Below are 21,454 nucleotides of genomic sequence, written 5' to 3' on the forward strand. Positions count from 1 at the left end.
ACTTCTCCGAGTTATTGTGACACTTTTTCAAGTTATTGTGACACTTCTCCGAGTTATTGTGACACTTCTGCAAGTTATTGCAACACTTCTCAAAAAGCCACCTACCCTCCATCTCATTACCACATGAAACGCAGCGCAGAACCCCTTCTGAGCATTTCTGTTTTTTGTACCAGCTCACCTTAAAAACCCCCACACACAGTAAGCATTCTTATTCCATCTCAAGAATAAAGTAAGCTATAATGAAATAATCTACATAGGAGGTATGACCATGAATCAACAAAACTATCAAAATCACAGGAAGATGGATCCGCTATATCACGGAGGTATTGCTTTACTAGCGTTGGCAACACTAGTATTATCCATTACTTTTTTTGTTCAGAATGTGGGTAGTAATCTAGTTTTAAGTATTTTCGTAATGGTGATGGCACTTCTTGTCCTACTCATCGGAGTAAGGCTGCGCACGTATGCCCTTAGCGTACAGGACCGGGTCATTCGGCAGGAAGAGCAGTTCCGTTATTATCGCATGACAGGAAACATGTTGGATGAAAAGCTGACGACACGTCAAATCATTGCCTTGCGCTTTGCCTCAGATGGAGAGTATCAGGCATTGGTTGAGCGAGCAGTGTCGGAAAATTTGGCACCGGATGAAATCAAAAAAGCAATACAGAATTGGCGCGCGGACCATCATCGTGTCTAAATAATGAGATGCAACCGCTCTAGCCAGGAGCGGTTGATTTATGAAAAAGGAGGGCCAAAATGCTAAATGAAGTAATGGTCGATGTTCAAGGACTAGTGAAAAAATATGGGTCCTTTACGGCGGTAAAAGGTGTTCGTTTTCAAGTGAATAAAGGGGAAATCTTTGGTCTACTCGGTCCAAACGGCGCAGGTAAGACGACTACAATTGAAATGCTCGTTGGTCTACGTAAACCGGATGAAGGTACCGCAACCCTATCAGGCTTTGATGTGCGGAAGCAAGGAAACAAGGTGAAAGAGGTTATCGGTGTTCAGCTTCAGTCCACCTCATTGTTTGAACTGTTAAAGGTAGAAGAAATCTTACATATGTACGCAAGCTTTTATCCAAGTCACGTTGATATCGACACTTTAATTGAAGATATGCTGTTAACGGAAAAGCGCAAGAGCCGCATCAAGGGGCTTTCAGGAGGGCAGAAGCAACGCCTTGCCATTGCGCTTGCGTTAATTCACGACCCCGATATTGTATTTTTGGACGAGCCTACGACCGGCTTAGATCCACAGGCGCGACGAACGCTTTGGGATATTGTATTAAAGCTGAAGGAGCGAGGAAAAACGGTTCTTCTCTCCACTCACTATATGGATGAGGCACATGTGCTTTGTGACCGTATCGGCATCATGGATCAAGGGGAGTTGATTGCGCTCGATACCCCAGCCAATCTCGTGAAAACCTTACAATCTACTAGCACGGTGGAATTTCATGTCGCCAATCCCCCTGTAGCGGAATGGTTCTTAAAAATGGATGGTGTCAAAGAGGCTGCGATAAAGGACTCTTTTGTGCAACTATACACAGATGACCTCCAACAGGCTTTGACTTCCTTGATTCAGGTGACAACCGAGCACGGTCTTAAAATTGAAGACCTGCAAACAAGACTTGCGACACTTGAGGATGTCTTTATACATATGACCGGAAGGAGGCTGCGCGAATCATGAGAGCTTATTGGCAATTGACCCTGGCACAGCTACGTATTTTTGCAAGAAACAAGCAGGTGTTATTTTTTACGCTGCTCTTCCCAGTTATCTTAATGCTTGCATTAGGTACCTTTGTGGGAGGAGGCAATTCTCTTTCCTTGAATGTTGGAGTAGCCGATTTGGATCAGTCGAAAGCATCACAGGAGCTGGTGGAACTTTTTGAAGAGAATGAAGGCATTAAAACCGAAAAAGTCGAAACGAGTGACGCTGGGAAGGAAGCAGTCCGCAATGGGGACATTCAGCTTTTTATTGAGATTCCAAAAGGTTATGGTGTGAGTGTGGAAGAGGCAGAAAAACCGTTCTCGCTTCCTGTTTATTATAATGAAAAAAATCTCAGTGCCGCAGAACTCGGCCTGACTGTTGTAAATGGCATTGTCGATCAGTACAGCAAAGAACTTGTAGACTATCAACCCTTGGTGACGATTGAGAGGCTTGGCATGGAAGCATTGAACCTCCGTTACATCGATTTTCTCGTTCCAGGAATTGTGGCGATGATGATTATGAGTAACAACATGAACGGAGTTGCTGGCCAAATTTCTGCATGGAGGGAACGAGGGATTTTACGGAGAATGCAAGGAACGACGTTAAAAGCTTCTACCTTTATAGCTGCACAAATAACGGCGCGTTTGGTGCTAAATGGGTCTCAAGCGTTACTTGTCGTCCTAATCGCCAACCTCGTCTTTAATATTGATGTGGTCGGCTCTTGGCTTGCCCTAATCTTCTTTATCATTCTAGGGACCTTGGCTTTCATGTCACTTGGCTTCATTATTGCCGGAATAGCGAAAAACCCTGAAAGCGCAGGACCAATCGCTGGTTTTGCCACCTTCCCACTGTTGTTCTTAGGAGGAGTTTTCTTCCCAATCAGCAACATGCCGGACATCATCCAGCCAATCATCCACGTGCTGCCAATTGCGCATCTGTCCTCTGCTCTGCGCGAAACGATGAACCTTGGGACACCAATGCTTGAGCTTGGCATGGAAACATTGGTGTTAGGAGCTTGGCTAGTTGGTGGTTTTGCGCTGGCTAGCTATGTGTTTAAGTGGGAGTAAGCTCCTGATCTAACTTATAGACTGTTGTTAAAAAAGACCCTCACACCTCGTGCGAGGGTCTTTTGGTGCGATGAATTTCAAAAAAAATAAAAATTTTTTCAATATTCGTTGACAGGAATATTCCTCATAGAGTATATTATAACTATGAAAGTGATAAATGTTTTAGCCGAACCAAAACGTATGCTCATCGTAGACCTCTTGAGACAGGGTCCCCTTACTGTAGGGGAGATCGCTGAAAAACTGGCAATGAATCAACCTCAGACATCCAAACACTTAAAGGTTCTAAGCGATGCAGGTATTGTGGAGGTGCAGCCAGTTACCAATCGTAGAATTTACAAACTCCGACCAGAACCATTTCAAGAACTGAACACGTGGCTGGAATCCTATCTCAAAATCTGGGATGAAAGGTACAACAACCTGGATGACTATCTTCAAAAAATGCAAAAAAATGCATCAAACAAAAAGGAGAAAGGGAAAGGTTGAGCGAAAAGGAAACATTGTAAGTTGCAGAAGCCATTGGTTATTTTAGAAATCCGCAATAAAAAATTGAATTGATGGAGGAATGTAACATGACAACCAAAATGATCTCAAAGGTTGAAGGTAATGTACTTGTTTTAGAGCGCGAGTTTAATGCACCAAAGGAGTTAGTGTTTAAGGCATTTTCAGAGGCAGAACACTTGAAGCATTGGTGGGGACCACGCGGCTGGGAGCTAACAGTTTGTGACCTGGACTTCAAAGTAGGCGGTGTGTGGCACTACTGCATGAAGTGTGTGGATGAAAACCAAGGAGACTTCTTCGGCTTCGAATCATGGGGTAAGGGAGTTTACCAAGATATCATTCAAAACGAAAAAATCGAATACAAAGATTATTTTTCCGACGCTGAAGGCAACGAATCAAAGGATATGCCATCCACTTTATTGACCTTGCATTTTGAAGAACACCAAGGCAAAACAAAACTCATTAACCGTGCCGTCTACGCCACTCCAGAAGCTCTTAAGACCGTCCTCGATATGGGCATGGAAAAAGGCATTACCGAAACTTGGGATCGCTTAGAAGAACATGTTACCTCTATGAAGGAAGCGGAAAAAAGAGTCTAATATTTCAAAACTACCAGAGCAATCGCCCGGACATTATAAAGTGGTCCGGGCGATTTTTAGTATGAAAAAGGAAGGACCCATCCACATGCCAACTATTATCCATAAAGAGTTCATTAAGGCACCAATGGAGAAATGCTTTGATCTTGCAAGAAATGTAGACATTCATACCAAAACCACAGCAAAAACAAGAGAAAAAGCAGTCGACGGGGTTACTCGTGGCTTGTTAGAAGAAGGGGACAGTGTTACTTGGGAAGCCATTCATTTTGGTGTAAAACAAAGACTGACTGCTAAAGTAATCAGCATGGAAAAGCCATACGAGTTTACGGACATCATGCTTAAAGGCGCCTTTCAATCCTTCACTCACACCCACCGATTTGAAAGCGTAACAAATGGCACCATGATGCATGATACCTTTGAATATACAGCTCCTCTTGGGCCACTAGGAATACTTGCAGATAAGCTCTTCCTAAAACGCTACATGACGGGATTCATTATTGACCGTGCAAAAGAATTGAAGAAGATTGCGGAAGCATCCGAAAGCTCGGGTTAAGCGACCTTTTTTACAGGAGGAAGGCAAAAAACGATGATAATCCACCCCAGCTTGCTTGAAAACAAAGCCCTTGCACCTTAAGTGAGGGTCTTTTTTGTGCTGATGAAGGATATTCAAGCAATTTGATAAGGCTCCCAGAGGTTATTGCATCACTTTTTCGAGTTATTGCATCACTTTTCCACTTTATTGCATCATTTCTCCATACGGAAGCCTAGCAAATAAAGAAAATATGATAGAATAATAGGAAAATGTTACCTAATTCATGAGGGGGAGATGAATTTGGAATTTGTAATGATGTTCACTGTTTATCTTTTCATGCTGGGTGCAACTGTCATGTTAGTAAGCGGAATCCTTTATTTACTGTTCAAAAGACTTCATTTTCTCATCATTGTCTTGCTAAGTATGGTGGCCGGGTATATAATTTCAATCAAATTTGAAGTACCAAGTCCATGGTTTTTGGTTATTTTCAATGCCATTGCATCATTATTCGCTACCGGACTAATTAAATTAGTGCACTATGCCGGTAAGAAAGCGGAGCAACTTAGTAAGTAACAAAAAATCTCGAGGTGACCCTATGAAAAACACCATCCCAAACCGAATCCACATCATCGGCTCCGTCGGAAGCGGCAAAACCACCCTAGCAAGAAAGCTATCCACCCAATATAACATTCCATACTTCGAGCTAGATAATGTTGTCTGGGAGCGCCACCCAAACGGGGATAGAAGGAGGTCTGAAGAGGAGCGAGACCACTACCTAGAGACAATCGTCGAGGAAAAAAGCTGGATTATCGAGGGCGCACATAGTCTGCAGTGGGTTGAAAAGAGCTTTAAACAAGCAGATGTAATCATCTTTCTCGATCCTCCAAATCCCGTAAGGCTTTTTCGTATCACCAAACGATACATAAAGCAGCTTGCTGGAAAAGAAGCGGCACACTACACGCCAACATTTGCAATTTTCAAGAAGATGTTTAAATGGAACAAAGCGTTTGAAAAGGAAGCAAAACCAAGGATAGTAAGCATGCTTCAACAGAAGAACTCCATTGTCTTAAAGGATAGCAGAGAGATAGAAAGGTATTTTCATCAGGAGGTATAAGCATGAAACGAGTCGATGTGGTCTATGCTCTTTTGTTTGACGAGAAGGAAGAGCAAATTTTAATGGTGAAAAATAGGGGGAAATCAGCCTCCTACTATACGTTGCCTGGTGGCGCTGTCGAAGCTGGAGAGACCTTAAAGGAAGCTGGTATACGAGAAGTAAAAGAAGAAACCGGGTTGGAAGTGGAACTAGGAGGAATTTTCAGTGTGGGCGAGGCGTTTTTTGAAGATCGTGGCCACCATGCTATCTTTTTTACCTTTACTGGAAAAATAGTTGGGGGAGAAACCAAGATACTGTTCCCTGAAGAAATTGAAGAAGTAATTTGGATGCCAAAAAGTGAGGCGGAGAAATACGTCCATATCCGGAACGATATCAAAGGTCTAGTCAACAAAATAACAACTGTACCCTATATCCTAAGAGAACAATCTCGCTAATGTCGAAACACAAAAAATCATGACTCATGCCTACCAGTTCTTAGTCAGTCATCCACTTTATTAAAATAGCATTTTTTAAACAAACGTTCGACCAAGAAAATTTCAATCCCTTGCGGCAGTAAGAAGAAAACTTTTTTTGAGAAATTAACTTTTAAAAAAGGTGTTGTGGCATAATTCACAAACCTTCAACCTTTCCCTATCAACCGACAAATTTCCCAGGAAACCTTTATTGCAGGATAGGTTTTTTCAATCAAACGTTTGATCAATAATTCCCATAACCGTTGCGCCGCAAGGGTTTCAGCAAAAAAAACGAGATTAACTTTTTGAAAATATATATTAATATAATGCGGCATTCCTATTCTTCCCAAAGATGCATCTTCATCAACACACATACGTCTTGAGCCCTAGTCAAAATACGTCTCCTAGTTGTTTATTATCTGAAATTTACAGAATATAATGAAAATATCATGAAAAATGGAGGTATCTATGGAAAAAATCATTGAAGTGCGTGGGATTAAAAAGCAATATACCAAACGGAAATCGAAGGAAATCGTCACAGCGGTCAACGATGTATCCTTTGATGTACATAAAGGAGAGGTACTTGGACTGCTTGGCCCGAATGGTGCAGGAAAAACGTCGACCATAAAAATGATATGCGGGTTGCTTAAACCAGACGAAGGTAGCATCCATATTAATGGCCTCGATATTCAAAAAAATCGCCTGAGATCACTAAAGCATATCAGCGCTGTACTTGAAGGAAACCGCAATCTCTACTGGCGGTTAACCGTACGGGAAAATCTTGAGTATTTTGCTGGAAACCGTGGACAATCCCGGAAAGAAGTAGCGCCACAAATTGAAAAACTACTACAACAATTTAACCTAAAAGAAAAAGAGCACGAGCTGGTGCAAGGGCTATCTCGGGGGATGCAGCAGAAGCTTGCGATTGCCGTGGCGCTCTTAGCAAATACAGATGTTATTTTACTTGATGAACCAACCCTTGGGCTTGACGTGGAAATTAGCTATGAGCTACGTGAAAGCCTCAAAAAAATCGTCAAGGATGAACAACGAACAATCATCATTAGCTCACATGACATGCCGGTTGTACAGGAGCTTTGTGACCGCACGATTATTATCAACAAAGGCACCGTAGTAGTGGATGAAAAAGTAGAGAATCTCCTCAACCTCTTTGAAACAAAAGCATATTCCGTTACTCTCGGAAAATCGTTAAGCTCATCTCAGAAACAGAAACTCGCAACCATCTTTCCATTAAGCAAATACAACGAAACCTCACATCAAACCACCGTTGAAGTAAACCTCGAGCGCAGTGAAGACATCTATCTTCTGTTTGATATTTTTAAAGAGGAGGGAACACCTGTAGAAAGCATCGACCGCACGACGATTGATTTTGAGCAAGTATTCCTGCAAATCGTGAAGGGGGAGAAGCGTTATGCAATGGCTTAATGTCCTAAATGCCAATGTCCGAAAAGAATATATTGAATTAAAACGCTACCTGCCAAACACCATCGCGCTTGTGCTCACCTTCTATTTTATTTTTCTCGGAGCCTTTTTTGGAATCATGTTTATCGGTGATCCAGCAACCTTTGAGTCCAATGTGCAATATTCGATTGTTAGTGTGGTGTTTTGGGGACTAACCCTGATGACGATGAACTTTATCGGATTTGCCATCATAACAGAAGCGATGCGCGGAACACTTGAACAGCTTTATATGTCACCAAAGGGTGTGTGGAAAATCATGCTCACCCGCATCATCGGTCAATTTTTACTGCAATCCGTTTGCATGATTTTCCTGCTTTTTGCTGTCATGCTCACATCTGGTCAATGGCTGAATCTTAACCCGATGACCACCATTCCCATCATTCTCATCACAATGATTAGCATGGTAGGAGTTAGCTTCATGATTGCAGGTCTTGCCATCATCGTGAAGCAAATCCAAGCATTTCTGCAAATCTTCCAGTTCATTCTAATGGCACTGGTATTTGTCCCACTTTCCATCGCACCATACCTAGTCTTTGCGCCTTTTGTAAAAGGAGTGAACATGGTAAGAGAAGTGATGATTCAAAATCTAACACTAGCAGATATCGCCTGGATGGATTACGGAATCCTACTGCTTAACTCAATCATTTACTTAATTCTTGGTCTTCTTATCTTCCATTGGTGTGAAAAAATCGCGATGAGAAAAGGACTGCTTGGCCAGTACTAAATATAAATGCTCTATCGAAAGGGTGCCACGAATTGCTGCAACCTAACTTAACAATTATTCCGTTTGAACCTAGATATGCCGAACAAACAGTAGAAATGTGGCGAGACAGCAAGGTTAAAGCAATTGGCCAAAAGGAAGCCCACAGCTTTGAAAGCCACGTCTATTTTTTAACAACTATTTTAGAGAAAGAATACCAAATCTATTTGGTTTTACTGAATGAAAAAGTGGTTGGAATGATTGCATACAACGAAGAAGAAATAAGCCAGCTTTATATCCATTCTGACTATCAAGGCATCGGAATCGGCACCTTGCTGCTTAACAAAGCAAAAAACGATTCAGCTGGAACCTTAACACTATACACCTTCGAAATAAACAAATCAGCACAACTTTTCTACCAAAAACACGGATTCACTATTATTGGCAGAGGCCATCAAAACGAAGAAAACCTTCCGGATATCCTTTATGAATGGAGAAGAGGTTCTCGTTGATCAATGGCTTGCTCTTTAAAAATTGGTATAGAACAATTAGTTTATTAGAATAGTAATTTTTAAACAAACGTTTGTTAAAAAATATTTTTGGGATTTATACAAAAGGTTTAAAAGCCATTCGAGATTTTTCAACTATTTTCGCAATATATATTGGAATAGGGAAGTGGAGCACCTCTGTTTCCTTTCCTATTACCAGAATTAAAGGGAGCCATTGCCGCTATGATCAATTTACTTAAAAAACTAACCATTAAAGGAAAACTAGTAACACTAAGGCCATTTACAATGGAGGACCTTCCATTCATCGAAGAATGCCTAATAGATCCAGAAGTAAATAAATTTACAGGTGGAACCGAGGATGATTTTGATAAAGAAGTGGTGAAAAATTGGTACGCCACTCGCAATGAACAAGAGGATCGCTTAGACCTTGCTATTATTGATAACAGAACGAACAATCCTGTAGGAGAAGTCGTCCTTAATTTATACAATGAAGAGCTTAATAGCATGAATTTCCGTATCATGATTGGTCCAACGGGAAGAAATCGAGGTTTTGGAACAGAAGCTACAGAGCTGCTATTGCATTTTATTTTTGAACAAACCAAACTAGCTCAACTTACTTTAAGTGTGTTTGCTTTCAACCCTAGAGCCATTCATGTGTATGAAAAAATCGGATTTAAGTTAGAGAGTATCGATAAAAATGAATTGCAATATGAAGGGAAATGGATTGATTCTATTAATATGGTTTTAACCAAAGAATCTTGGCTACAACGTATGAGCGGTTCTGCTGATTTGTTATAAAACGTTTTTTCTAAAATAAAGATATCAATAAGGGTGATAAGTATGATGGAGCATTTCACTCATTCCTTAGATTTGAGCAATCCGTTCATTGAAACACCAAAAGAGATAGAAAGATTCATTATAAACAAAAGAAACTGGGATGCAGTCGTACTGTACTATTTTGAAAAAGCAGAGGTGCTAGCTGTTCATTACTGGCCGCAAGATCTACATCTCACAGAAGACAGACAATTTAGCACCAAGAAATACCATTCGCTACTCCCATACATGATAGATGACAAACCCACCGATCTTGACATGCATATCGCTTCCTATTCCCTTGCACCACCAATTAAACAAATATTGTTAGAAAGCACCACAACAGGACAGTCAACAGACATCTTTGATTTCCAATTAAAAAACAGTTCAGGCGTGCTAGTGCATTCCTACGATAACGGAACTAGCCTTTTCTTTGAGGCGAGCATACAAATGTACGAGGAACTAAGCAAATTAACATCACCGGGAGCCATTGAAATACTCTGAAATGGGAGAATCGATATAAAAAGTTACCATTCCTTAGTCTGATCTTGATATCTATTGAAATAATAAACTGTTCAAAACAAATCACTAATTAGGGAATCATAAAGTGAGGGTGGTTATGTCTATTAATAAAAAATTCAAAAAACCAAGACTAGAAGACTATATCATTTACGGAATGCTAGTTGGTTTATTTTGTGGGTCGGTCCTAAGTACAATAGGATATATGTTTGACTATGTATTCCTTGCTATTCTTTCCTTGAGCTTCGGGCTTGGGTTAGGAACGGTTGGGGGTGCTATTCTTTACCATATTAAAACTAGGTGAAAGAAGTGAACTTCCACTATCCAAAATGCATAGATTAAGTTGAGGTGGATGCTTATGGGGAGATATCTTTCCTTTTCCTGAATCTAAAAAAACATGGGACTGAAAAAGACCTTCACGAGCTACAATTGTTAAAAGAGCAAATTGCAAATGCAACAACTTTGAGAGAAATTATCAGATGTAAAAAATTATTGAAAGAGTTTAAAGGTCGACTGGATGCAGGGAATTAAATATCACTAAGTCAACAACAGTTCCTTTTTCAATGTCAAAATAAATAAGAATACCACTTTTTTTGGCACATGTTCAGCTGAACTTTAGCAGAACATGTGCTTTTCTACTATATAATTTTTTAAACAAACGTTCGACCAAGAAAATTTGAATTCCTTGTGGCTGTAAGGAGAAAACTTTTTTTGAGAAATTAACTTTTAAAAAAGGTGTTGTGGCATAATTCACAAACCCTCCACCAATCTCTAATTACCGACAAATTTCCCAGGAAACCATGTTCCTAACATAGGTTTTTTCAAACAAACGTTCAATCAAAAAAATACGCATCCCTTGCCCCCCAAGCGTTCCAGCGAAAAATTGCAAATTAACTTTTGAAAAAAGTATAGAAATATAATTTTGAATAGTAATCTTTCATTTGGAGCTTCTAATTTTCGTGAATTGTAAAAAAATCTTGTGAATAGGAGCTCTGTTTGAAATAATTGGAATAAACAAACGGCACAGGGAGGAATTTTTTGAGAAGCTATATGTTGTTCATCTTATCATTTATCATCCTTTCCATGACAGTTTACGCAATGTTTAACGCCTATTATGCGACTAAGCCTAGAGTTGGTCCGATAGGAAATGGAGTTACCATTTCCACTTTTTTTTGGGTGCGATCTACCTTGTTAATAATTTGTGGATTGAGTTTATTGGGATTAAGTGTGCACTTATGGAGGTCTGAAAAGAAGTGATAGTGGAGATAAGTGAATGGATTGTGGGAGCATGGTATATAAGTGCCCCGATGGTAGTTTTGACAGTCCTTTTTGCAATTATTATGTGGGGCGTTTTCTACCAAAGTTATAAAAGTAAATCCACACTCGAAGAATACAAGCATCCAGGAACGTTAATAGAAGTGAACGGCAGAAAAATGCATCTATATTTCTCAGGTCAAGGGTCACAGACGGTTGTGATGGACAGCGCACTTGGAAGTTCCTGCTTAGATTGGAGCTGGATCCAACCGAAAATTGCTTCTGTAGCAAAGGTTGTCACCTACGACCGAGCAGGCTATGGTTGGAGTGAGCCTAGTAAAAATCCAAGAACAAGTGAAGAAATAGTAGAAGAATTAAGAGAACTTTTAGTAATAGCAAGGATTCCACCACCTTACATACTAGTAGGACATTCCTTTGGTGGATTATCTATGAGACTATTTCAGCAAAAGTATCCAGATGAGGTTAGCGGGCTAGTGTTGGTAGATTCCACTCCTGAGAATTTATTTGGAACTCTTCCCCCAGACTACATGAAAAAACTATCAATGGAAAAAAGAATGATAAAAGCTGCGAAGCTATTAGCACCATTCGGTTTATTAAGATTATTTAAAATGCCTATGGGAAATCTTATTTTGCCAGAGGAACAAAAAGAGGCCGCAAGACAATTAGGCTATCAAACCTGTGCATACACCACGGCTTACAGAGAACTATTATCTATGGATAAAAGTATGCAGCAGGTATCCTTACTAAAAGGAAAGCAACCACTAACCATCCCCGTTTATGTCATCAGCAGAGGAGAGTTCCAACAGGGAAGTTTGACGGAGGAAACCATACTAGCTGTAAATCAAAACTGGAACAAACTCCAATCAGAAATCGCACACACATCCAGCAAACATAAGCACCTAATAGCCAATGAAAGTGGACATTTTATTCACTGTGAAAAGCCCGAAATGGTAGCTGAATTAATTTTGACGATGATAAAGGAAATGGAAAAAGATCTCTTACGAGAGGATGCCAAATGAAAAAAGCTCTAACTGCAATGCTAATAAGCTGTAGGCTTACCAAGGGTACAAATTACCCCTTCTTCAAAACATCCCCCTCTTAAAAGTAGAAGAATGTTAAGAGGGGATTGCATTAGTTAACTGGCAAAAGAGAGCATTAGTAATACTAATAAGCATTCATAACCCGTCTTCTCGTAACCTCATCAAAAAAGAAGAAAATTACGGAACAAATGAAAGCAAACAACATGAATTCCGGCATCAATAGGTAGGAAGCCAACCCAAAACCAAGGAGAATCAAACCAGACACCAAAAAACGGATGGAGAAAAATCTTTCAGAGATGTATTCAGCGAGCAAGGAAGCGGGCAAGCCGTAGAAGAACACTCCTAATGAACTATAAAACAATATGAAAAGTACTGCTCCTATAAATCCTACAATAAATTCAAAGATGTTTGGTGAATCTATGTTGGTTCCTGAAGTAACGATAAGTAGAAGCGTAAAACCAATAGAAAATGTCAAACTTGTATACAATGCTACCTTTAGTTTTCTACCTTTATTCCGTATTAACCTGTTCCGAACAGCAGGAAACAGCAGACCAATAGTGGAGATAATAAGTAACGCCTTTATTACCTCAGGGGTCATAGAAAATAATAAAATGACTAGGATAATTAATATGGAGAAATAAAGAACAATAGAATTACCTTTGAACATGTCACCCATCCACCCTTTTTCTTTAATTATATCGCAAAAAATATAGCCACCCACAACCTTTTTTAGGTGGGCCTCGTCAGAAAAGTAGACAAATGATGCGGAGGTGTAAAAATGGCTTGGGAGACGCTTCCAGAATGGGTTTGGTATATTTATTATTCATTTTTTATTTTGACATTCGTAATGGGGTTGGTTCAGGCAATTCGAAAAAGAAGGATAGGCTTATCATTACTGGCGGTAATCACGACGATATTACTACCAATAGTTTTTATCCTGTTTAGCATAGGGCGTCCGGAGGGGATGAACGAGCTAGAACATTATGTTTTTCAACTAAAGGAAGGCTCACTTTGGTCCATACTAGTTAGCTTAGGATTTGCTTATTTATTTGTATACTGGGTCCTTATTTTTATTAAGGAGAAGGAAATGACAGTTGCTTAATCTTGACCTTTTGATATCCATATTTTACAATTTACATAATCATATTCGTGCATGGAAGAAGAAAAGTAAACCATATGAACGTTTCAGAGAGCTGATGGTTGGTGAGAATCAGTGCGGGATGGTGGTTGAATGGGCTTTGGAGCACCTAGACTGAAAAGAGCAGTAGGTCGTAGCGGAGTGTCCCACCGTTAAAAGGGACAACGTATCGAAGCCAATTTTGGTTTCTGTACGGACAAGTGCGTTTACATTGGTAGACGAATGAAGGTGGCACCACGGGTTACTCGTCCTTTTTTAGGGGATGGGTAACCCTTTTTGTGTTCAAAAAAGGAGGAATCATGATGAAAAAGAGAATTTTAACGGGCATTAAACCTACAGGACACATTCATTTGGGGAATTATATTGGAGCCATTAAGCCGGCTTTAGAGCTTGCAAAAAACACTGAGTATGAAACAGCGTATTTTGTTGCAGATTACCATGCCCTCACAAAAACCCACCAGCCACATGAGTTCAGGCAGCTCTCCTATGGGGTGGCAGCAACCTGGTTGGCGCTTGGGCTTGACCCAGCGAAGGCAATTTTCTACCGACAATCCGATGTTCCGGAAATTTTTGAACTGAATTGGATTCTGAGCTGTTTTTCACCTAAAGGATTGATGAATCGAGCTCACGCTTATAAAGCGCAAGTCGAAAGCAATAGTAAGTCTGAAAAAGATACCGATTTTGGTGTGAACATGGGGTTGTTTAACTATCCAATTCTAATGGCAGCAGATATTCTCATGTTTAAAACCGAGGTGGTTCCTGTAGGAAAGGATCAAATCCAGCACGTCGAAATTGCAAGAGACATCGCGGAAAGCTTTAACCATCATTATGGAGACACCTTCATACTGCCTGAATATCAGGTGCAAAAAGACACCGCTGTTCTTCCAGGGTTGGATGGGCGAAAGATGAGTAAAAGCTATAACAATACGATTCCTTTATTTGAAGAGCCCAAAAAATTGCAAAAGCTAATTAATAAAATTAAGACAGATTCTTTGCCGCCAGAAGCGCCAAAAGATCCAGATGCCTCCGTAATTTTCACACTCTATAAGGAATTCGCAACAGAGCGTGAGGTGGAAATTATGCAGAGCGAGTTTCAGGTTGGAATAGCGTGGGGTGATGCAAAGCGAGAATTATTCCGCGTGATGAATAGATTTATCGAAGAACCCCGTGAAAAGTACAAAGAGCTCCTCAGTGCTCCTGCCAAAATGGATGCAATCTTGAAAGAAGGAGCCGAAAAAGCAAGAGCGATTAGTGTGCCTTTTTTGAAGGAAGTGAAAGAAAAGATCGGGTTTAATGTCTGAGGAAGGGGAGGCAGGGATTTGGATGGGAATCGCGACAACAAGGGGGAGAGTCGCCTCTGGGTTTTCTTGCAAAAGTGGAAATAGCGACAAAAAAGGTCAGGAGTGCCTTAAGGTTGTCGCTATGCAAACAAAATCATCCTAACCTAACTAAATATTCTTCAAAACCCACCACTCAATAAAAAAATTCCTCTTGAGCAACACACTAACATCTGGAATAATTAGGAATAGGAATATACAATTTCATAGAATAGAGGTCGATCCTGTGCGCAAGCTTACCATTGCCTATCTAGTTCTCTTTAGTATTAGTACCATTCTAACAACCATCATACTCTATAAAGATTTTGATCATCCCAATGCTTTTACATTTATCATCGGCTATGTCCTTTTTATTGTTACGTCTGGTATCTATTACATTTTTAAAACGATATGGAAAGCAAAGAAATTACCATCAAAGGATATAAAAAAGAGAGCAATTAGGTTTCTGATTTATTTTGCCTTATTTTGCGGATTTAGTCTTCTACTAAACTGGAATGAGCCAGATTATTATAAGTCTTTCTCTATAGCATTAGGGGCTTCATTAGGATTGTCATTTTTTGATATTGCTTTTGTCTCAAATAAAGAAGTGAAAAATACTTAATATAAGAAACTTTTGATGTGTTTAAACGTCAAATTAGAAAGCAGGCAATGCTTATTGAAACACAAACTAAAAAAGAGATTGACCTATCTGTATACTGGTGAACTGATCTCTGTTATTTTATTTATTTTCCTAAGTTACTTACTCAATCACACCTTCCCAAAATTGCAACTATACGGGCTGGTATCGTTCTGGTTATCTTTTATTCTCTTTGAATTTCTCTTGCTTCAAGGTGTGTTGTATTGGACATCTAAACTCAGAAAAATGAAAGCAGGGCATACCCCTGTCACGCCGACAAACGTGGTGAGGCTATTAAAGAAGCTTCAAACGGTGAATATCGGATTTATTTTCCTTGCTGGCGTCGGTTTTTTCCTTGACTGGATTCGATTGCAGCCGGCACTGCCTATAGGAGGTCTTAGCCTTTCTTTTTTCATCTTCGTTTTTGCCATCCTAGAATATATCAATTATTTTCACATCCAACTTTCCTATGATAATCGCTCAGATCTAAAGCATCTGTTAAGAACAAAAAGACTGAAACAAGCTTGTTTGAAAAGAGATTTCGTAAGAATCTCAAAGTGAATTTGGAGGCGTTCCTTTGAAAAAAACAATAATTGCAATGCTTGTTTTCGCTTTCGTTGCCTTCGGGGTTTTTATCGTTTTCGGATTAAATCCACCCACACCAACAGTAAAAGCGGAAGGAAAAGAAATAGCAGTTGGGCAAGGATCCTATTGCTGGAACAGAATCATCCATACAAGATGTGTGGACATGATTGCCCCACAGGACTTGATCACTCACTACGAGTTGAAGCAGGTTAAGGTCTCCCCAGGAGCAGTAATAAACATCGACTTTCTTTTTAACCCAAAAGCAGGAACCTTAAGTGTAACGCAATGGAATCCAGACGGAGAATCCATAGTTGTGCCTGTAAATGGTGATAAGATCACTCTTCCAAAAGAAGCAGGTACATATATTTATGACTTATCAGCAACTTGGAGTAGGGGCAGCTCGAGCTATGTGTTTGTGGTGGAGGTAAGGTAGGGAAAGGGGAGTGCGTATGGAACTGGGAGCTAATTTTATCAATGGTAGCTATCATATTCTTTTTATTAACTTGTGTTGCATTTTTTCGATTATGTAGTGACATCAAGAGCCTTAAAGTAGGCGACAGACTTCCAAGTATACTAGCTGACAGGTGTATCTATCATTTGAAGCTTGCGCTGACTTTGTTTTTGATCGGGACAATACTTAGCTTGATAACGGTGTTTATTTGAAAGGAGAATTCACATGACTTACGAACATATAAAACAATTCAAAATCATCACATCCCTGCTGGTTGTTATTGGTATGGGACTAATGTTTTTAAGTGTTAGCTTTGGAACGGCAATAGGGGACTCATGGCTACAGGACCAAGGTGGCTTTGCGAATACGAGCAACTATGAACGAACAGTGGAAACACATATCAACAACTTTGTCATCATCGGCAGCATTCTTTTTGGAGCTGGTGTTTTAACCGGTTTAGCTACTTTCTATCTTTCGACCCGTTCTGAAACAATAGAGGAGCGTGATGAGTAAGTGACTATTTTAACAGCAGAGCTCATCGATCTTGTGGAACAGTCAGAAATAGAGGTATTAGAAGACAGGTTGACAAGAGTAATGGCACAAAACAATAATGCGATGGGTGTGGAACTTAGGAAGTTTGGTAAAGCAGTGGCCTTTTCAGTCAAAAACATCCCCGGTCCTTCGTTCAACACGGTAAAGGGCTTATCAGGTGAAAACCTCAATGACATTAATGCAATAGTAGACTTCTATACGAGCAAAGGAATTCCGACCCGTTTCGAAGTAACCCCAGCCAATGCATCGAAAAAACTGTTTCAAACACTAAGCAAGAATGGCTTTTATCAAAGCGGATTCCACACTTCGCTTTACTGCAACTTACCTACAGCAGTTCCAGAAGTGCAAACCAAAATAGAAATAGCAGAATTAAGCGCAGAGAACTTTGCTATTTTCGGTGAAATGTACACCAAAGGCTTTGGCATGCCACACTCGTTAAGTGAGTATGTTACAGCTAACAACCAAATATTAGCGGAAAGTAGTCATTGGACGTTTTACCTCGCAAGTGTCGCGGGTGAGCCAGCTGGTGTTGGTGTTTTGTTTATCAAAGACGGGATTGCCACATTAGCTGCTTCAGCCACGGTTCCAACTTTACGAAACAAGGGTGTTCAAACGGCTTTGATTCAAAAGAGGATTCAACAGGCAATGGAGGCAGGCTGTCACCTAGTGGTTGGCCAAGCAGCCTTTGCAAGCGTGAGTCAGAAAAACATGGAACGTGCCGGGTTAAGGGTTGCTTATACGAATGGGGTGTGGGAGAAGTTGTAATTATCTAGGGGATGGAGAGTGTAGAATGGTCGCGTTTTTTCTGGTATACATAACACCAATTATAGCGATAATTTTCTTTATAAATGCAGTGGCTTTGGCTAAAAAAATACAAAAGGGCGAAGAAAACACAGCAAATCATACAGGTTGGGGAGCCATTATGTTTGCTTACCTTATTTTTGCGATAATAATGGCAAGCTCCTTCTCATGAACGATAAGCAAATCTTATCAACAATTATAAAATAAAGGTAATTTTCATTAACAAGCTCCTAGGTTAGTATGGAAATATATTCAATCTATCTACTTAGGAGGGAGAGCATGTCTTTTTCTATTCAAAAAATTGACCATGTTCAGCTGGCGATGCCAAGAGGAGAGGAAGAGATTGCGCGTAAGTTTTATGAGCAAATTTTAGGCTTTCAAGAAGTCGAGAAGCCAGAATTGCTGAAAAAAAGAGGGGGTGTATGGTTTGCGCTGGGAACAGTGAAGCTTCATCTTGGAGTGGAAGAGCCGTTTACCCCTGCCCAAAAAGCTCATCCTGCTTTTACAGTGGAAAACATCGAATCGATGAAACAGCACCTAAACAATCAAGGAGTAGAGTACCTCACAGATGATAACCTCCCTGGTGCAAATCGAATACATGTTCACGATGTATTTGGCAACAGGCTTGAATTTTTGGAGTGGGAAAGCTGACAGCACATTAAAAGAGCTCAACAAGGTTGCGTAAAAAACGAAAGTCGGAACACACAAGTAGGTACCGGCTTTCGGTAATATCATCCCTCCCGCCAGAATTTGAAAAGTTTTCGCCAGAATAATGTTATTTTCGCTGAATGAGGGAAGTTTTTCGCTGAATAATTTTTATTTTCGCCAGAATAATGAGATTTCCGCCAGAAAATTAAAAAATTAGCCAGAACCCCAATTTCTCGCGATTTCAGGCTAAAAGCATCTTGAAATCTCCGTGTACCTTTTCCTAAACCTTATTATTCGGTTACCACAAGCTTCCGTTCCCTAAGCTTTTCCACACCTCCCACGCTTTCACACCCCCTCCAAGCTCTCACTCTACTTCCCAAACTTTCATATCTCCCAAGCTTCTTCCATCCCTATCTTTGCAGCATCACCCGAAAGAAATTTTCCACGAACTGATCATAGTTTAGCTTGATAGCAATCCTCGTTTTTCCTGATTGGCTTGTTGGTCTTACATCAATATAGGAATGCCCTTTAGCTTCAATCGTTCCGTCTATCACTTTTGCATCATAAAAAATGTAGTCCGCTATGGTTGGATCATCAACAAGCATGACGGTTAGTAAATCATGTATTGGGGCACCTTCAATGCCAGGGGCGAACTTTTGGTAGGCTTGATAATAATAGTCAAAAATAGGAGTTAACAAAAATTCGAACGGAGAATCTGCCTCCTTTACAAGGTATTCCACCATATCTGGGGTAAGGATGGCGTTGTTAGTAACATTAAGTGGTGTGATGGTGAGATTGTGGGCATTGTTTAGGATGTGGTTACTTGAAGCAGGGTCTCCATGAAAATTGGCTTCGGCTAAAGCGGTCACATTGCCAGGAACAAAGAAAGCTCCTCCCATAACATAAAAAGAATGTACTTTCATAAATTCTTGATGATAAAGAATCATCGCTGTTGCTAAGCTTGTGGACCTTCCAAAGTCTACAATAATCAGATTATGAGCATGCTTGTTCACAAGTTGTCGGATGGTATCGAAGGGACAAATGGAATATTTCATGTCCTCTGGGGGGCTTATTGGTCCAATTCCATTTGCACCGTGTATTTCAGGATAAAAAGTTAATTCATCCTGCTGAACAGGCCTTGATGCACCTGGAATAATGGGGATGTGCGTTTGTTTCGCAAGTTGAAGTAAAAAGTAGGCATTGGCCGTTGCCTGACTTTTACTCACGTTTCCATAGCTAGTTACAATCCCTACTATTTCGAGATTAGGATTCATTAATGCATAAATAATGGCTAAAGAATCATCAATACCTGGGTCTGCAAATACCAATAATTTTTTTCTCATCCCAATCCCCCCTAAAAAATGGACCACTTAGTAAAAATGTATTAGGAATAGATTGGAAAAATGTTAATTTGGAGAAAAATGGGATTAAGGATGGATAACTAAGAGGAAGGTTTTCCTACTACATCTGCACTAGCGATGCAAGCTCCTCCAAAAGTACCATTTTCGACATTTTTTTCAGAATTATCTATTTTTACCCAGAAATAAGACTGTATAATGGTCTTAGAACCAGCCGATAAAGGCAAACCTATAGAAATGTAGGGACGCAAAGCTATAGGGGCTAAAAAGCCAGCCAGCTGCCGAAAATTGCAGAAATTTTTCTGCAGGTTTCTCCCCTGTCGTATTGGTTCAATTCATTCAGGGAGGATTAAGATGAAAAAGAGAGTCATTATTCCATTATTATTTTCAGGTTTCTTAGCTTTTGGAACAACAGTCTCAGCAGCAACAGAAAAAGTGGATGGAGGCGTAACACCTGATCAATTCTTCTACACATTTGATAAGCTTGTCGAAGATCTCCATCTATTGATAACAGTAAACAATGAGAAAGAAACAGCTATTTTACTGAGCATAGCGAAAGAAAGACTTGCAGAAGCAAAGGAAATGAACGAAGCAGAAAAAGAAGAATTTTTTCTAGAAATCATTGAAGACTACATAGAAAAGCTAGAAGAAGCAGAGGAAGTCGTGTCAGAGCTTATTTTAGAGGATGAAATAGATGAAGAAAGATTAGAGGAGCTTCAGGAAGAAATAGAGGAAGCAACGGAAGTGGATGATGAAATAGAGGAAAAGCTAGAGGACGAAACAAAAGAAGAGCTAGAGGAAAAAAGAGAAATAATTAAGCAAATACCTGCAGTTGTGAATGGACTCTCCAAAGAGAAAGTAAAGGAGCTTCGTGAATTAGGCTTAGGATATGGCCAAATTTCACATGTGATTTTACTTGCAGCTACCTCAGGAAAAACAGTGGATGAAATAGCTGCACTTTTTAACGGAGAAGAGAACAAAGGATTTGGAGAAATAGCAAAAGAATTAGGTTTCCATCCGTCAGAATTAGCGTCTGGAAAGAAGAAAAAGGACGAAGATAAGCATGAGGATGAAGAAGATAACGATGAATCAGAGGAAGAAAACGTAAAGGACGAAGAAACGAACGAAGAGGAAGATGACGAACAACAAGCTACAGATGAAGATGAGGACCAAGCTGAAGAAGAGGAAAAAGAACAAGCTTCTTCAAAAACCGGACAAACTAAGCGCAAAGAAGTGAAAGAAAAGGACGAAGAAAAAGAAGAACGTGCTCGTGAGGATAAGAAAGAAAAAGAAGAACGTGCTCGTGAGGATAAGAAAGAAAAAGAAGAACATGCTCGTGAGGATAAGAAAGAGAAGGAAGAACGTGCTCGTGAGGAAAAGAAAGAAAAGGAAGAGCGTGCTCGTGAGGAAGAGGAAGAAAAGAAAGAACGAGAACGTGAGGATGAGGAAGAAGAGGAAGAACGAGAACGCGAGGATGAGGAAGAAGAGGAAGAGCGTGAACGTGAGGATGAGGAAGACGAGGAAGACGAGGAAGATGACGATGACGACGATGACGATGAGGATGAAGAGGAAAAACGCGATCGTGAAAAAGGTAAGAAGAAAAAGCGAGATAGCGACGATTAATAAGAAAGGCATTGATAGAGTAAATCTATCAATGCCTTTTCATTTAG

General features: G+C 40.1%; 29 protein-coding genes, 1 riboswitch and 1 other annotated feature. Of the genes, 26 read left to right on the plus strand and 3 right to left on the minus strand.

The features are described from left to right. Positions 1-268: 268 nt before the first annotated feature. The 9 genes from FIU87_RS02570 (at position 269) to FIU87_RS02610 (ending at position 5,945) form a co-directional block, all read left to right on the plus strand. Complete coding sequence (locus FIU87_RS02570; protein WP_152443139.1) at positions 269-697, plus strand: DUF6526 family protein; 429 nt, start codon at positions 269-271, stop codon at positions 695-697. Positions 698-756: 59 nt separating this feature from the next. Next, a complete protein-coding gene (locus FIU87_RS02575; protein ID WP_152443140.1) occupies positions 757-1,683 on the plus strand; it encodes an ABC transporter ATP-binding protein in 927 nt (308 codons plus the stop codon). Continuing rightward, on the plus strand, positions 1,680-2,771 hold the full coding sequence (locus tag FIU87_RS02580; RefSeq protein WP_152443141.1) for an ABC transporter permease: 1,092 nt from the start codon (positions 1,680-1,682) through the stop codon (positions 2,769-2,771). Before FIU87_RS02575 ends, FIU87_RS02580 begins: the two co-directional genes overlap by 4 nt. A gap of 144 nt (positions 2,772-2,915) precedes the next feature. Beyond that, positions 2,916-3,254 carry an ArsR/SmtB family transcription factor gene (locus FIU87_RS02585; protein ID WP_152443142.1) on the plus strand — a complete coding sequence of 113 codons (339 nt, stop codon included), beginning with the start codon at positions 2,916-2,918 and terminating at the stop codon, positions 3,252-3,254. A gap of 86 nt (positions 3,255-3,340) precedes the next feature. Further along, positions 3,341-3,868 (plus strand): SRPBCC domain-containing protein, encoded by a 528-nt coding sequence (locus FIU87_RS02590; protein WP_152443143.1) that lies wholly within the window; start codon positions 3,341-3,343, stop codon positions 3,866-3,868. An 85-nt stretch (positions 3,869-3,953) separates the two neighbouring features. Further along, positions 3,954-4,418, plus strand: a complete 465-nt coding sequence (locus FIU87_RS02595) for an SRPBCC family protein (protein WP_152443144.1) — start codon at positions 3,954-3,956, stop codon at positions 4,416-4,418. A gap of 279 nt (positions 4,419-4,697) precedes the next feature. Next, entirely contained in the window at positions 4,698-4,970 is a 273-nt protein-coding gene (locus FIU87_RS02600; protein WP_152443145.1) for a hypothetical protein, read from the plus strand. Positions 4,971-4,992: 22 nt separating this feature from the next. Then, entirely contained in the window at positions 4,993-5,511 is a 519-nt protein-coding gene (locus FIU87_RS02605) for an AAA family ATPase (protein WP_152443146.1), read from the plus strand. 2 nt (positions 5,512-5,513) lie between these two features. After that, on the plus strand, positions 5,514-5,945 hold the full coding sequence (locus FIU87_RS02610) for an NUDIX hydrolase (protein WP_152443147.1): 432 nt from the start codon (positions 5,514-5,516) through the stop codon (positions 5,943-5,945). Positions 5,946-6,130: 185 nt separating this feature from the next. On the opposite strand, the gene FIU87_RS02615 is transcribed toward FIU87_RS02610, so the two are convergent. Continuing rightward, positions 6,131-6,337, minus strand: coding sequence for a hypothetical protein (locus FIU87_RS02615; protein ID WP_152443148.1), 207 nt, complete (start codon positions 6,335-6,337; stop codon positions 6,131-6,133). 94 nt (positions 6,338-6,431) lie between these two features. Here FIU87_RS02615 and FIU87_RS02620 point away from each other — a divergent pair, with 94 nt between their 5' ends. The 8 genes from FIU87_RS02620 to FIU87_RS02655 all read left to right on the plus strand — a co-directional run bounded on the left by FIU87_RS02620 (position 6,432) and on the right by FIU87_RS02655 (position 12,277). Further along, positions 6,432-7,406, plus strand: coding sequence for an ABC transporter ATP-binding protein (locus tag FIU87_RS02620; RefSeq protein WP_152443149.1), 975 nt, complete (start codon positions 6,432-6,434; stop codon positions 7,404-7,406). After that, complete coding sequence (locus FIU87_RS02625; RefSeq protein ID WP_152443150.1) at positions 7,393-8,166, plus strand: ABC transporter permease; 774 nt, start codon at positions 7,393-7,395, stop codon at positions 8,164-8,166. The genes FIU87_RS02620 and FIU87_RS02625 overlap by 14 nt, the downstream gene beginning before the upstream one ends. Before the next feature lie 32 nt (positions 8,167-8,198). After that, the gene (locus FIU87_RS02630) at positions 8,199-8,654 is read left to right on the plus strand and encodes a GNAT family N-acetyltransferase (protein WP_253905491.1); all 456 of its coding nucleotides are present in this window, start codon (positions 8,199-8,201) and stop codon (positions 8,652-8,654) included. Between the two features lie 219 nt (positions 8,655-8,873). Further along, positions 8,874-9,449 carry a GNAT family N-acetyltransferase gene (locus FIU87_RS02635; protein ID WP_152443151.1) on the plus strand — a complete coding sequence of 192 codons (576 nt, stop codon included), beginning with the start codon at positions 8,874-8,876 and terminating at the stop codon, positions 9,447-9,449. A 42-nt stretch (positions 9,450-9,491) separates the two neighbouring features. Continuing rightward, positions 9,492-9,968, plus strand: coding sequence for a hypothetical protein (locus FIU87_RS02640; RefSeq protein ID WP_152443152.1), 477 nt, complete (start codon positions 9,492-9,494; stop codon positions 9,966-9,968). Between the two features lie 115 nt (positions 9,969-10,083). Continuing rightward, positions 10,084-10,287 (plus strand): hypothetical protein, encoded by a 204-nt coding sequence (locus FIU87_RS02645; RefSeq protein ID WP_152443153.1) that lies wholly within the window; start codon positions 10,084-10,086, stop codon positions 10,285-10,287. A 734-nt stretch (positions 10,288-11,021) separates the two neighbouring features. Continuing rightward, complete coding sequence (locus FIU87_RS02650; protein ID WP_152443154.1) at positions 11,022-11,240, plus strand: hypothetical protein; 219 nt, start codon at positions 11,022-11,024, stop codon at positions 11,238-11,240. Continuing rightward, positions 11,237-12,277: an alpha/beta fold hydrolase gene (locus FIU87_RS02655; RefSeq protein ID WP_152443155.1), complete on the plus strand. Its 1,041-nt coding sequence runs from the start codon at positions 11,237-11,239 to the stop codon at positions 12,275-12,277. The genes FIU87_RS02650 and FIU87_RS02655 overlap by 4 nt, the downstream gene beginning before the upstream one ends. A 145-nt stretch (positions 12,278-12,422) precedes the next feature. Here FIU87_RS02655 and FIU87_RS02660 read toward each other — a convergent pair whose 3' ends face one another. Beyond that, a complete protein-coding gene (locus FIU87_RS02660; protein WP_152443156.1) occupies positions 12,423-12,965 on the minus strand; it encodes a hypothetical protein in 543 nt (180 codons plus the stop codon). 111 nt (positions 12,966-13,076) lie between these two features. Between FIU87_RS02660 and FIU87_RS02665 the strand changes: the two genes are divergently transcribed. From FIU87_RS02665 to FIU87_RS02700, 8 genes are all read left to right on the plus strand, one after another. Continuing rightward, entirely contained in the window at positions 13,077-13,400 is a 324-nt protein-coding gene (locus FIU87_RS02665) for a hypothetical protein (RefSeq protein WP_152443157.1), read from the plus strand. Positions 13,401-13,443: 43 nt separating this feature from the next. Next, positions 13,444-13,692: a binding site (T-box leader), on the plus strand. A gap of 46 nt (positions 13,693-13,738) precedes the next feature. After that, positions 13,739-14,737 (plus strand): tryptophan--tRNA ligase, encoded by a 999-nt coding sequence (locus FIU87_RS02670; RefSeq protein ID WP_152446383.1) that lies wholly within the window; start codon positions 13,739-13,741, stop codon positions 14,735-14,737. Between the two features lie 262 nt (positions 14,738-14,999). After that, complete coding sequence (locus tag FIU87_RS02675; RefSeq protein ID WP_152443158.1) at positions 15,000-15,374, plus strand: accessory gene regulator B family protein; 375 nt, start codon at positions 15,000-15,002, stop codon at positions 15,372-15,374. A gap of 54 nt (positions 15,375-15,428) precedes the next feature. Further along, a complete protein-coding gene (locus tag FIU87_RS02680) occupies positions 15,429-15,950 on the plus strand; it encodes a general stress protein (RefSeq protein WP_152443159.1) in 522 nt (173 codons plus the stop codon). 16 nt (positions 15,951-15,966) lie between these two features. Then, on the plus strand, positions 15,967-16,407 hold the full coding sequence (locus FIU87_RS02685) for a hypothetical protein (protein WP_152443160.1): 441 nt from the start codon (positions 15,967-15,969) through the stop codon (positions 16,405-16,407). Positions 16,408-16,650: 243 nt separating this feature from the next. Further along, complete coding sequence (locus FIU87_RS02690; protein ID WP_152443161.1) at positions 16,651-16,938, plus strand: hypothetical protein; 288 nt, start codon at positions 16,651-16,653, stop codon at positions 16,936-16,938. Next, positions 16,939-17,742 carry a GNAT family N-acetyltransferase gene (locus FIU87_RS02695; RefSeq protein ID WP_152443162.1) on the plus strand — a complete coding sequence of 268 codons (804 nt, stop codon included), beginning with the start codon at positions 16,939-16,941 and terminating at the stop codon, positions 17,740-17,742. Positions 17,743-18,057: 315 nt separating this feature from the next. Beyond that, complete coding sequence (locus FIU87_RS02700) at positions 18,058-18,429, plus strand: VOC family protein (protein ID WP_152443163.1); 372 nt, start codon at positions 18,058-18,060, stop codon at positions 18,427-18,429. Between the two features lie 407 nt (positions 18,430-18,836). Here FIU87_RS02700 and FIU87_RS02705 read toward each other — a convergent pair whose 3' ends face one another. Then, entirely contained in the window at positions 18,837-19,769 is a 933-nt protein-coding gene (locus FIU87_RS02705; RefSeq protein WP_152443164.1) for a nucleoside hydrolase, read from the minus strand. Positions 19,770-19,996: 227 nt separating this feature from the next. Continuing rightward, positions 19,997-20,070: riboswitch (cyclic di-GMP riboswitch) on the plus strand. Positions 20,071-20,138: 68 nt separating this feature from the next. Between FIU87_RS02705 and FIU87_RS02710 the strand changes: the two genes are divergently transcribed. Continuing rightward, complete coding sequence (locus tag FIU87_RS02710; RefSeq protein WP_152443165.1) at positions 20,139-21,407, plus strand: DUF5667 domain-containing protein; 1,269 nt, start codon at positions 20,139-20,141, stop codon at positions 21,405-21,407. Positions 21,408-21,454: the final 47 nt, after the last annotated feature.

The sequence above is a fragment of the Bacillus sp. THAF10 genome, assembly GCF_009363695.1.
GTDB lineage: Bacteria > Bacillota > Bacilli > Bacillales > Bacillaceae_I > Sutcliffiella_A.

What these genes read in the sequence shown, in the direction of transcription:
- FIU87_RS02610 (WP_152443147.1), top strand. Translation starts at nt 5,514, where the DNA reads ATGAAACGAGTCGATGTGGTCTATGCTCTTTTGTTTGACGAGAAGGAA.
- FIU87_RS02590 (WP_152443143.1), top strand. Translation starts at nt 3,341, where the DNA reads ATGACAACCAAAATGATCTCAAAGGTTGAAGGTAATGTACTTGTTTTA.
- FIU87_RS02570 (WP_152443139.1), top strand. Translation starts at nt 269, where the DNA reads ATGAATCAACAAAACTATCAAAATCACAGGAAGATGGATCCGCTATAT.
- FIU87_RS02710 (WP_152443165.1), top strand. Translation starts at nt 20,139, where the DNA reads ATGAAAAAGAGAGTCATTATTCCATTATTATTTTCAGGTTTCTTAGCT.
- FIU87_RS02605 (WP_152443146.1), top strand. Translation starts at nt 4,993, where the DNA reads ATGAAAAACACCATCCCAAACCGAATCCACATCATCGGCTCCGTCGGA.
- FIU87_RS02705 (WP_152443164.1), bottom strand. Translation starts at nt 19,769, where the DNA reads ATGAGAAAAAAATTATTGGTATTTGCAGACCCAGGTATTGATGATTCT.
- FIU87_RS02645 (WP_152443153.1), top strand. Translation starts at nt 10,084, where the DNA reads ATGTCTATTAATAAAAAATTCAAAAAACCAAGACTAGAAGACTATATC.
- FIU87_RS02660 (WP_152443156.1), bottom strand. Translation starts at nt 12,965, where the DNA reads ATGTTCAAAGGTAATTCTATTGTTCTTTATTTCTCCATATTAATTATC.
- FIU87_RS02625 (WP_152443150.1), top strand. Translation starts at nt 7,393, where the DNA reads ATGCAATGGCTTAATGTCCTAAATGCCAATGTCCGAAAAGAATATATT.
- FIU87_RS02665 (WP_152443157.1), top strand. Translation starts at nt 13,077, where the DNA reads ATGGCTTGGGAGACGCTTCCAGAATGGGTTTGGTATATTTATTATTCA.
- FIU87_RS02595 (WP_152443144.1), top strand. Translation starts at nt 3,954, where the DNA reads ATGCCAACTATTATCCATAAAGAGTTCATTAAGGCACCAATGGAGAAA.
- FIU87_RS02620 (WP_152443149.1), top strand. Translation starts at nt 6,432, where the DNA reads ATGGAAAAAATCATTGAAGTGCGTGGGATTAAAAAGCAATATACCAAA.
- FIU87_RS02670 (WP_152446383.1), top strand. Translation starts at nt 13,739, where the DNA reads ATGAAAAAGAGAATTTTAACGGGCATTAAACCTACAGGACACATTCAT.
- FIU87_RS02585 (WP_152443142.1), top strand. Translation starts at nt 2,916, where the DNA reads ATGAAAGTGATAAATGTTTTAGCCGAACCAAAACGTATGCTCATCGTA.
- FIU87_RS02640 (WP_152443152.1), top strand. Translation starts at nt 9,492, where the DNA reads ATGATGGAGCATTTCACTCATTCCTTAGATTTGAGCAATCCGTTCATT.
- FIU87_RS02690 (WP_152443161.1), top strand. Translation starts at nt 16,651, where the DNA reads ATGACTTACGAACATATAAAACAATTCAAAATCATCACATCCCTGCTG.
- FIU87_RS02635 (WP_152443151.1), top strand. Translation starts at nt 8,874, where the DNA reads ATGATCAATTTACTTAAAAAACTAACCATTAAAGGAAAACTAGTAACA.
- FIU87_RS02615 (WP_152443148.1), bottom strand. Translation starts at nt 6,337, where the DNA reads ATGTGTGTTGATGAAGATGCATCTTTGGGAAGAATAGGAATGCCGCAT.
- FIU87_RS02580 (WP_152443141.1), top strand. Translation starts at nt 1,680, where the DNA reads ATGAGAGCTTATTGGCAATTGACCCTGGCACAGCTACGTATTTTTGCA.
- FIU87_RS02700 (WP_152443163.1), top strand. Translation starts at nt 18,058, where the DNA reads ATGTCTTTTTCTATTCAAAAAATTGACCATGTTCAGCTGGCGATGCCA.
- FIU87_RS02575 (WP_152443140.1), top strand. Translation starts at nt 757, where the DNA reads ATGCTAAATGAAGTAATGGTCGATGTTCAAGGACTAGTGAAAAAATAT.